Source organism: candidate division KSB1 bacterium (assembly GCA_022562085.1).
Taxonomy (GTDB): Bacteria; Zhuqueibacterota; Zhuqueibacteria; order Oceanimicrobiales; family Oceanimicrobiaceae; genus Oceanimicrobium.
Window position 1 is genome coordinate 1 of the sequence record JADFPY010000127.1, and the last position, 11,435, is coordinate 11,435.

An 11,435-nucleotide genomic window follows, 5' to 3' on the forward strand; every position below is an offset into this window, starting at 1 on the left:
TTCGTCCGAGATCACATAGGCAGCGCTAACTTTTGGGTAGCGTTCCAATCCGAAATCTTCTCCGAAAGCACTATTGCCATCGATACGCAGACCCAAGGTCAGGAAATACTTATTCTTGAAGTCGAACAGAGCCTGGCCGAAAAAGCCGGCGTTGACGACTTTCTCGCGAAACTCGCGCGAGAGCTGAATGGCCGCACTCGATACGGTTGGCTCGCCAGGCGGCACATCTTCGCCGTAAGCCAGCACACTCACTATATCATTATCAACTTTCTGGCCGCCAACCGTCAGGTTGGTACGAAAATCCGGTGACAACCGCCAGTCGTAAGAAGCGCTATATTCTAAGGTCAGCGTTTCGCCGGTCCAGCTCTCAACGGAAAGAATTCCATCTTGTGCTCGAACAAACCCGAACCGCCGTATGTTGCGCAGCTCGATGGCAGAACGGTCAAATCCCACGTTAAACTTATGGATGAAATTCGAGATAGGTTCGAAGATTATTTCAGCGCCTGTAAGAAGGCGGTCAACATCAGTCGTGATTTCATACTCGAGCAGCTTCTCAAGGTTGGACACAAAGTCGGGACTCTCCCAGTCGTCGCCGAAATAGCTGGCCCGGCCACGCAGTGCGTTTAGGGTCAGCCCATGGGCATTGTTGCCGCCCGGAGGGTTCTGCACGTTTGACTTCGTGAACGAGGTCGTGATGTTGACCTGCATGTTCTCCCGCGGGCTAAAGCCAAAATTACCTCGCACCTGGCCCTGCTGTTGTTCAGAGTTCGGCAATACCCCCTGCTGATCGTTGAACTGGCCTGAGACATAGTAGCGCATGCCTGCCCTGCCACCGCCAACCGAAAGGGAATACTTCTGGCGGTAACCGAGATCAATGAAGGGATCCAACCCCATAAACGGGCGTCCATTCGTGCCGTATTCTAACATCCTGTCGAAGCCCTGGTCGATTTGTACGGTCCAGATTGGTTCTCCAATCCGTCCTTTCTTAGTAAAAATCTGAATCACACCACCGGCGGCTTCCGTACCATACAGGGTGGTAGCCGAAGCACCTTTTATAACCTCAACGCGCTCGATATCATTGGGGTTAATATCGTTAAGCGGGCTGGTAACCGCACCAGTGCTACGGCCACTGAACCCAACGGGCGGAACATTCTTAGGATAAGCGTCAGCCCGAACACGAACACCGTCGATGTAAATCAGCGGTGAGTTACTCATCGCCACGCTATTATTGCCACGCAGCCGAATCATACCGCCTGAGCCCGGATGTCCGCTTGCAAATTGCACGTTCAGGCCGGCAATACGCCCCATGAGCAGATTGTCAACGCTGCCAACCGGCTCGTGTATCTTACTAATATCGAGCACGGCTATGCTGTTACCGATTTCACGTTTTCTTGCCCCTCCGGCTGTACCGGTTATGATGATTTCGTCCAGCAACAACACGTCTTCCTCTAACTGGAAGTTGACTGTCACGGTCTCGTCTAACGATACCATAACTTCTTGGATCATGAGTCTGTACCCAATAAATCGCGCTTCAATTCGGCGGGTACCCATGGGCACGTTATCAATGGTAAAATCGCCATCACGACCCGCCGCAGTGCCCAGCGAAAGCTCTAGAACGACGATGTTTGCACCCGGAAGCGCATCTCCGGTTCTAGCATCCCTGACGTTTCCCTGGACAGTACCATTCTGACCCTGTACGATCCATGGTACACTAAGTAGAATAACGAGTATTAAACTAAACTTTAAGTACCTCATCATGCCTCCTTTTGTTTTGTTAATTGTGCCGGTTAGTTGAAAAGAATGATAGGCGTCGATCACCTCCTTCGCGGGTTGGAATTTACTAGTGAACTTTAATTAAAAAAAGTATGATATGTTTTCACTCTTACCCCCTTCGTTCCTGCTTTTTGAATTAAGGTGAATTTACCTCAATTCGCAAGACAATATTACATCAAATTAACCTAGAAAACTTACCTATTCTAAAGCCGAGTGACCATGAACGTGGAGAAATGAAATCTGGCCCCAGTTTAAATGAAGTCATGAGAATACGTTCTAACTATACTTAGACAATAAGGAGAGGTGAAGTAAGACGTTTTGCTGAAATCTGGAAACCAATTCTGTTTCACATTTCTCAAATCTTACCAAATATTAATGTTGCCAACGATGTGCCAGTTTTAAATTGCTTAGATTTTACCTCTTCTAATTTCTTAATATTTCAGTAAGTTACAATTAACTCCTTTTTTTTATTCTTCTATGACATAGTGTCTATTGCATGCAAACATTTGCATAGGATTTGTGCAAACTTTTGGCCGAAATGGGTCGCGTGTATCTGTTTATTCTCTGGATTCTTTGTGCAGATAAGTGATATTCATTTAGTCTATCGAAACTAGCTTATTTTTGTTTCAAATTATTGAACCCTGTCGATGAATACGCTGATGTTTGGACTGGACTTTGGTCTGCCCGTTCCATCGCCGATGTGACTCATCCAGACAGTGAACGCGCAGATGTAGTTGGGGGCACCAGCGATGCAATGAAGTCAACGCAGAATAATATCGATGACCCCACTTGGATGATTTGTACCAAATTTAGTCGTCGCATCCGCTGCGCTATAAAATCGAATCTTAACGATTTCATTTGCAGAAAAGTTTGATAGTGCGCCTAATGTGCCATACTTCCTGCCATTGACGTAAACAACGGGGTAGGAAGCATCTTCAGATAAGAATGTTTTGCGTCCGCGCCCCTGCAACCATATTGGACGCAATCTTTGTATGATCTCGGAAGCAGTACTCGAGCTATGGCTCTTAATATCTTCTGCAGAAATAAGGTCACGAGAATATCGGCCTTTTTTTGCTTTAGTACCGGTCGATGAACACGCAGCAATGCCTATTACGAACAAGAAGAACGCGATAGATAAATAACGCATGATTTCTCCTTTCTTTTTACACATAAAAAGTAAAAATGTTGAGATTTAACATTAATTAAACACATTTTTTCAAAAATTCAACAGAATAATGATAGTCGCTGCAAACAGGGCTTTCTTATTTAATTAATTCCCTGGGACTATTTACCACCGCGGTTTTTTTAAATGGCATTGGGATTCAAGAGTTCTGGGCCGGTGAAACGAATTTGCTCGAAGCAACCGACAATGCTTTTTTCCCGGAAGCCGGATTGGTATCTATAAACGCGAGAAATGGTACAAATATTAGAGGTACTTTCGAGGGAACGACTCACACAGGCCAGGGGTCGTTTTCAAGGAAGATCAGAAACGAATGAGTCAAAACTTTGAGTTAAGCAATCTTTTTTTGTACGACGGTCATTAACTTATTATTCCAGCCGCTCTTCGCACGGATCAAATTCTTAATATCCGGCAGGAGCGCTTCCGTTGCCTTCTCCCCTTCTTCGATTATATAATCCAAAAGCTTAAATTCAGACCAATGGACTTCGCCGACATCGGGGCGAATCACCACGTCTGCTTTTTCCAATAAGTGTAGATTATAATGACGGGCGGTCATATGCTGCGTTTGAAAAATGACGTCGATAACATTATCCAATTTCGGTTTGTCGTTTAGCTTCTGGCCAACATCAACGGCAATGACAATATCAGCGCCATTCTCTTTGGCCAGTTCCACAGGTACGGGACAAACCACAGAACCATCTACCAGTAGATAACCATTGAATTGATAGGGAGGTAAAAAACCTGGAATAGAAGCGCTTGCCCCAACAATGGTCCGCATATCCCCTTCATTAAAAACAACCTGTTCACCGGTCAGGAGATTTGACGCTATGGTGTAAAAAGGAATTCTGGTGTTTTCAATTCGACCTTCGGGAATCAAGAAATCCATTGATCCTTGTAATCGGTTTCCGCGGACAAGTGAGGTTTTGCTTTGCGCTAAATTGACAACCAGTCGTTCACGAATGTTCGTTGCTACTTGTCCAAAGAAGTTCTCCGCCGGTTCTTTGCGCTTGAATAATTCCAGGCCGCTTTTCTTGTACTCTTCGCTTTTTAGAAACTTCTTGAATCTTTCTTCGAGGTGAAAAGCGACGGGATTGTCGGCGTAAATTGCACCGACTACCGCTCCGATACTGGTCCCGACAATCATGTCGATTGGAATATTTTCCCGTTCGAGGGCTTTTAGCGCGCCAATGTGTGCACAACCCCGAGCTCCACCTCCACCCAATGCCAAAGCAATTTTAGGTTGTTTCTTCATTTCCGGTTTGATCTTCCTATAGTCATTTGCTACTATCGAATAAGCAGCATCTTCTTAATGTCTCTAAAATTATCGGTTTGAAGCTGGTAAAAATAAACCCCTGTTGCAGAAAAATTACCGAAATCATCTGTGCCATCCCAGGTGACACTGTGCCGCCCGGCGGGTATGATCTGATCGTCAATTAGAGTCCGGACTGTTTGTCCCAAAAGGTTTGTAATGGTTAGGGTAATTCTGCTTTCTGCGGGAAGTTTATAAACAATTTTTGTGGACGGGTTAAAAGGATTCGGATAATTCTGCGCTAATCCAAAGCTTTCGGGAATCTCAGTTAAATCAGTATCCACGAAAACGGTTGGATCAACAAAAGAGAATGAAGAGTCGGGTGCATTAAAGGGGTAAACGGCTTCAGCGCCGCTGGAGTCAACGCTGGTAAAATAGAAGTTTACTTTTTCTTCCCCGGCAACGTCCGTTATTGTTGCGGAATATTCGTTTACTTCGTTCCCCCTGACCATTGATATTTCCTTGTTAAAATTGCCGTCCGCTTTGGCATAAACTAAAGAAACTTGATTTGGATCTACTCCAAGCCTGGAAGCTACTTTAATTTTAACCTCTAAATTTCCGTCATTATTTACCGACACAACGGGTGAATTGCTGAAAGCCATTCCGTGAAACAGCACTGCGTCGTAAGCGTTCACCAGGCCCCAGCCAAATGAATTATCCGGATTAGCGGCTCGGTCTGCAGTCACTCTGAGAGCCTCCCGAACTTCCAACGGGGTCAAATCCGGATGAGCTGAAAGCACCAGCGCAGCAACCCCTGCTGTTAAAGGACAGGAAAATGAAGTCCCATTATTAAAGTTATACGGTGAAGTCAACTTGTCCGTCGACGGCATTGCGACCCTGACATTAGAACCCATGGCAACGACATCCGGTTTAATCCGGCCATCAGCGCTGGGACCGACAGAACTAAAACCGGCAAGAGTGCTGTCCGAATTAACCGCCCCGACAGCAATAACGCTGTCACCATCGGCCGGAGCAATGATAATACGCCAGGGGACATTTCCTTCATTTCCGGCGCTGTTGACCACGACAACCCCTCGGCTGACAGCTATGTCGGCGGCCTTTGTGGTAACCGCGGTGTTGCCATCCATGTCTGCCGGTGAGTAAAAACTTTGATTCGGAAAATTCAAATAGCCCAAAGAACTTGAGACAATATCCACGCCCTGGTTTTCCAACCACTCAATTCCGGCGACCCAGTTATCTTCTTCGGCTGGAATTTCATCCTGGAGAATTTCCGTCTTTGCCAGCAAAAAACTGGCGCCAAACGCCGAACCAATGAGCTTTCCTTCCATAAAGCCGCCAACTGTCGAAAGAGTTTGAGTGCCGTGATTATGCTGGCCGTCATCGTCTTGCCCTTCATTTTCAGTAACATTATCGTTATTAACAAAATCAAATTCCGCAATCACGTTTAGATTTTCAAACGCTTCATGATCAGTATGTTTAAAGCCGGTGTCAAGCATTCCGATCCACACCCCTTTGCCGGTAATTCCCAAATCGTGCACTTTTGGAACATTTATTAACTCATTTTGAGTGAAAGAAAAACCGTAATCAAAATTATGATTTGCAGGCTTTTCGAGTTTTATTGGCAGTGATTTCAGATCATGCGGGGTTGGTTTCTTAGCGGCTCTGCCAACGGGTCTTATCTCTTTGACAAAAGGAAGTTTTTTTAATTTTTCAACGTCAAGCTGTGCTAATTGAAAACTTGCGCCATTCAGCCAATTTGTAACAACTGCGGGTTTGTATCCCAAATCCTCTAATCTGCTTAAATAATCCCTGCTCACAGGAAGATCGCGTTTATCAATTAATTTATCGGCTTTTCGAACCTTGGCTCGTCGTCTTAATGCCCTGGGAGAAATTTTGGATTTCGCGATCTCAAATAATTCAGTGGTTTTGGTTAAACCTTGAACCTGTTTATCTTTAAAAAACACCCAATATTTCTCCGGCGCGGCTTCCTGAGCCGATAAGCGTATACTGCTGGCTAAATAAAAGAAATATAACACAAAAAAAAGATTCTTACTCACCGTATACCTCCTACTTTCAAAGATACCTGTACTCACTAATTCTCACATTAATCACAATCTGAATTAATGCGCCCTTTGACTTTTTCTTCTTTTAACCGCGACAAGCGTCAAATCATCTAGCTGTTTTTTCTCCTCTGAAAAGTCGGACAGGTCTTCTACAATATTTTTGAGAATCGTTTCTAATTTACGTCTTCTGATATTTCCAGTCGCGGAAATGGACTGTATTAATTTTAGTAATCTTTTGCGCCCGTAAATCTTTTTGTTTTCATTTTGATTTTCGATAACACCGTCAGTGTACATAATTAAAATATCACGAACCTCAAACTTTACGGTCTTTTCCTGCTCCGTCTCGGGCTCAAGAATTCCAAGGGCAAATGTTGTGGCACTCAGCTCTTCGATTGTATTATCCCCCCTGACTAAAATCGGTGGGGGATGACCCGCGTTTATATATTTCAAAATACCGGATTCAATGTCCAATATTCCAAAGAACAAGGTTAAGAAGATGGAATCTGCCGTGCTTTTGATCAGAAGACGGTTCAGTTTGCGAATAATTTCATCCGGTGATGTTGAATACTCAAGTTGTGAACTGATGGCCGCCTGCACAGTCGAGGCTAAAAGAGCGGCGGGCAGACCTTTGCCGCAAATATCGCCAATTGCAATAGCGATGGTAGATTTAGAAATAGGAATTATATCAAAATAATCACCACTAATCGTTTCAAACGGAGCGGAAAAAGTGGCAACCTGGAGAGCTTGTGATTTTTGCCTGACGCTTGGGAACAGCTTTTGTTGTGTCTGTCTGGCTGCCAGAAGCTGCTGGCCTATTCTTCTTTTTTCTCTGGCTTCGGTAACCAGCATCTCGTTTTCCATCGCGATGGAAATTTGATGAGTAAGTACATGTAAAAGTTCTTGTTTTCTTTCCGAAATAGGCTTGCTTTTTTCTTCGCTGAAAAAATAACACACCCCTAAAAGACCATCGTTTCTCATTCCGCTATTTTGTGATTCTCCACTCTTGCCCGCAACCAAGGGCACCGCAATGCGCCGCCAAGGGGACAACTTTCCCGATTTATAACCGCGGCCATTCAGGGCAATTTTCATTTCCCTCAATTTAATCGCCTCATCGATAATTTGCCGATCTGTTCGTGATAGTTGATTCTCAGAAACCAATTTCTCCTTTGTGTTCTTTCCGAATTTAAATTTCGGTTTGCCTGTATGGCTGCACTCAAAAAGAAACCCTTTCTCAGCATGAATTAAGGAAAGCGCCAAATCAAACATTGTTTGCAAAACATCGTCGGTTGAGATTTCGGTCCGGCGGGTTTTGGCAAATTTAAAAAACTCCTCTTGCACGAACTCTTCTGTTCTTAATTGGCCTGGGGTGCTTTTCCCGTTTTCATCATGAAAGTGCATTAAAACATTGCCAATCTGAATGCAATCCAGATCGTGCAGCTCTTGATGTTTGAAATGTGAATTATTAAGCAAGGAGCCGTTTTTACTACCGTTATCGACGATAGAAAACAGGCCATTTTCAAATTTGATTTCGGCATGGCAGCGAGAAACCGATGGATCGCTAATGACAATTTCGTTCTCATCTCCGCGGCCTAATTTGTAACTCTGGGGCAATAAATAATGGATCTGGTGCTGACCGGAATCGAGGCTGATTGTCAATTTTGCAAGATATAATTTTGCCAGGCAGGTGTCGCAGGTTAAATTTGTGGCAGGGCTTTTATGGCCGCATTCTTTACAGAGCATCTCTGGCTGCTTCCCCCTGAAATTTCTCAAACGCCTCGAAGAACTCTTTAGCAGTCGCGAATCTCTTTTTCGGATCTTTTGTCAGGGCGCGTTCGATAATACGATCAATACCATCAGACAAATCGCCATTTTCCATTGAAGGTGGGTTGGGAATCTTGTGGATGATTTTATAAACCAGGGACGGAATGCTGTCGCCATCGAAAGGCCGGACGCCGGTCAGCATTTCATACAAAACCACGCCCGCCGAAAAAATATCCGATCTGCCGTCAAGATGACGGTCCTCGATTTGTTCGGGGGACATGTAAAACGGGGTGCCCAAAACATTACCGGTCTGAGTAAGCGTCCCTAATTGCGGCAGTTTTGCAATTCCAAAATCAGCCACCTTAACATGATCATTTTTGGTAATGAGAATATTCGACGGTTTGATATCGCGATGAACAATGCCGTTTCGATGTGCATAATCCAATGCATCACAAATTTGCCCGAAAATGTTAAGCGCTGAATTTAACTTAATTTTTCCCTGCCTCTCAAGACGAACCCGCAAATCTTCGCCGTCTAAATATTCCATGACGATAAAACAAAACCCGTGCTCTTCATCGACGTCATAAATAGTCACAATGTTAGGGTGATTGAGCCTTCCAGCGGCCCTGGCTTCGCGATAAAGACGATTTTTTAAATCGTTAAATTCGGGGGAGCTTCCGCTAAAATCAAAAGCCATCTGTTTGATGACAACGGTTCTATCAAGTTTTGGATCCCAGGCTTTGTAAACCCGCCCCATTGTTCCCCGGGCAATTTCTTTCTCAATGATGTAGCGGCCGATTCGCCGGACTTTTTTAATACCACCCAAAATTGTTTTTGTCTCCAACCAGGACAGCAATCTGGAACCGGGTTTTGCCTTGGGCCCTGGTGTTTGCTCGAAATCATTTTCGTTTTTCGCAATCTCTCTTGTTTTGACTGGATTAAATGATACGTGTGTGTCAGACGCCACCTCATCCTGAAACAATGCCTCCGTTTGCTTTGATAATTCTCGCTTTCGGGCAAAGGCCCTAACAAACCCGGTCTCTGAAACCGCTAAATTTTGACCGAGTTTCCCCTTGATTGTGGCTGTTTTAAAATTATTCTTTAACTTAACCACCAGAAAACTCAATATAAGAATGCCGCCTGTGATGCCGATTACTTCCGGAATGGTGATGATCTTTGGCGGTTTCACTTTTATCGCAGGTGGAACTGAAAACTCGCCTAAACTTGGAGAATGAGACGAATTGGCAACCTTGCCAGGTTCATCTTCCGGAATGGCTGGCGAAGGTTCCAATTTAGCAGCTTCAGCGGTACCGGATAATATGGCCACTGAATCGCTTTTGAGAGGTTCTTCCAAAGTTTCAGGATCGGGTTCGGGTCGACTAAGTTTACCCGCACTTTGCTGAACAGAAGCCGGTTGATCTTTTTCTTTCGAAAATACATTTGTTCTGCTAATTAAACTATCCGGTTGAAGCTTTTCGACGACTTCTTGTGTGACAAGCGAATCGTTTTCTTGAAAAAGGAGTTCAGCTTTCGCCTCCTCTAATTTTGAGGTTGTCTGCTTGAATTCCGCATCGATACCTTGAAAAATCTCAAAAGCCATGGACCATTGCCGGTTTTCTAAAGCGGTCAGACCGTTTTGATAATCATGCTCCCGCGTTAAGCTGTCTAACTTACCTGCAATAAGTTCATCACCGGGATAAAGAAAATTCGCCTTAGTTAAAATTCTGAACGCGGCATCGGGGTCATTTTTTACAACGGCCTCATCCGCCCGGGCCAGCCAGGCTTCCGGGCTGTTTTTTCTTCTGGCCGTTTCAAGATCGAATTGTGCATTCTTTATTTTTGGGTCGATATGAAGAGCTTGTTCGTAAGCGAAAATTGCCTTGCCATACTCTTCAGTTTGCAAATATAAATCTCCGAGTTTTTTCCAGGCAAATTCTTGATTCGGTTTTAACGCAACTGACTTTTCCAAAGTCCAAATCCCGGCGGGAAAGTCGCCTAAATTAAAATAAATCGATCCCAGGACGGTTAAGGCGGGCGCATACTTCTCATCGATTTTTAAGGCCTGTTCAACATTTTCTAATGCCAGTTGATAATGCGAATTTTCATTCAAATCGCCGGCAAAAAAAGTGTGAGCATTTCGGAGATAGGGCGACACAGATTTATTTGAGGCGGAATCAAGATGCAAAGTTTGAGTTAGCTGAACAATCGCCTGTTCGTAGTGGCCCTTCTGATAATAAGTTTTACCTAATTCAAAAACCGCTTTTTTGAAAACAGGCTCAAGTTGAACCGCCTTTTTTAAATATTTAATCTTTTCAGACAGGCTTTTCGCCTGAACCCCTTTTTTATAGAATCTGTTAGCTTGTTCATCAATTTCTTGCAGGTGACCGGAAGACACAACAATAAGAATGCAAGCGATGCTTGTAACTAAACGGTAGCGTTTTTGAAAATTCCCGGGCTTTAACAAACGTTGAATTTGAAACATAAAAATCCTGAGCGAAATCAAAGGGTGAATTTGGGGGGTAATTTCAAGTGAGGATCAAAGGAAGCGTTTCTAAGAATTACCCAACGATATAAAACTGCCTGCAAAATGGTATAGAAGTTTCCCTCGAGTAGCGTAAAACTTACCATTTTCAGGTTTATAGTCAAGCTATTTACAGAAATGTTGCGAATACTTTACAATTGGAAAATTTTACTTGATAAATTGCATCGATTTTTGTATTCTTTTAATTCCAAAAATGTTTGGATAGCATTTAAAACTTACGCTAATTCAGGCATTTTGCAGAATTAAATTAAGGAGTAAACAATGTACGATTCCGATATGGTTCAGCCCATGCGAGATGAACTCACCGGCATCGGTTTTAAAGAATTGAAAACCGCTGCCGAAGTAGACGAAGTCATGCAAAACGCAAAAGGTACTTCATTATTGTTGGTCAATTCAGTGTGCGGATGTGCAGCCGGTCAGGCCCGCCCGGGGATTGCCCTGGCGCTGACAAGTGATACGAAACCGGATAACTTATTCACGGTGTTTGCCGGGCAAGATGTTGAAGCAACTGCGCAGGCTCGCAGTTATATTTTAGGCATTCCACCTTCTTCACCTTCTATGGCATTGTTCAAAGATGGTGAGCTTGTCACCATGATTGAGCGGCATCAAATTGAAAATCACAATGCCGAGCAAGTAGCCGGTCGGTTGATGGAAGCGTTTAAGGAGCATTGTTCGAAGAACTAGTGCAACGTTTCCTAAACAACCGGGCAATATACAGTGTTAGCGTGTTCAGGTGTTAAAGTGTTTACGTATTTTATCAAGTTGATTAATTTCAAGATATTAGCACCTGAACACTCGAACACACAGCACAGCGGGGTAACAAAAGCAGCAACTGCGCCAAAGAAA

The 11,435-nt window shown here is 44.0% G+C and carries 7 protein-coding genes; 1 reads left to right on the top strand and 6 read right to left on the bottom strand.

Annotated elements, in window-relative coordinates; genetic code table 11:
- From IH879_11885 to IH879_11910, 6 genes are all read right to left on the bottom strand, one after another.
- Window positions 1-1,755, bottom strand: a 1,755-nt coding sequence (locus IH879_11885; protein MCH7675636.1) for a TonB-dependent receptor, incomplete at its 3' end; no start/stop codon positions are given.
- 778 nt (window positions 1,756-2,533) lie between these two features.
- Complete coding sequence (locus IH879_11890; protein ID MCH7675637.1) at window positions 2,534-2,920, bottom strand: hypothetical protein; 387 nt, start codon at window positions 2,918-2,920, stop codon at window positions 2,534-2,536.
- Window positions 2,921-3,284: 364 nt separating this feature from the next.
- The gene (locus IH879_11895) at window positions 3,285-4,205 is read right to left on the bottom strand and encodes a patatin-like phospholipase family protein (GenBank protein MCH7675638.1); all 921 of its coding nucleotides are present in this window, start codon (window positions 4,203-4,205) and stop codon (window positions 3,285-3,287) included.
- 32 nt (window positions 4,206-4,237) lie between these two features.
- The gene (locus tag IH879_11900; GenBank protein ID MCH7675639.1) at window positions 4,238-6,280 is read right to left on the bottom strand and encodes a S8 family serine peptidase; all 2,043 of its coding nucleotides are present in this window, start codon (window positions 6,278-6,280) and stop codon (window positions 4,238-4,240) included.
- A 63-nt stretch (window positions 6,281-6,343) separates the two neighbouring features.
- A complete protein-coding gene (locus IH879_11905; GenBank protein ID MCH7675640.1) occupies window positions 6,344-8,026 on the bottom strand; it encodes a SpoIIE family protein phosphatase in 1,683 nt (560 codons plus the stop codon).
- A complete protein-coding gene (locus IH879_11910) occupies window positions 8,016-10,529 on the bottom strand; it encodes a protein kinase (protein ID MCH7675641.1) in 2,514 nt (837 codons plus the stop codon). The genes IH879_11905 and IH879_11910 overlap by 11 nt, the downstream gene beginning before the upstream one ends.
- Before the next feature lie 321 nt (window positions 10,530-10,850).
- Between IH879_11910 and IH879_11915 the strand changes: the two genes are divergently transcribed.
- Window positions 10,851-11,273, top strand: a complete 423-nt coding sequence (locus IH879_11915; protein MCH7675642.1) for a BrxA/BrxB family bacilliredoxin — start codon at window positions 10,851-10,853, stop codon at window positions 11,271-11,273.
- The last annotated feature ends 162 nt before the right edge of the window (window positions 11,274-11,435 follow it).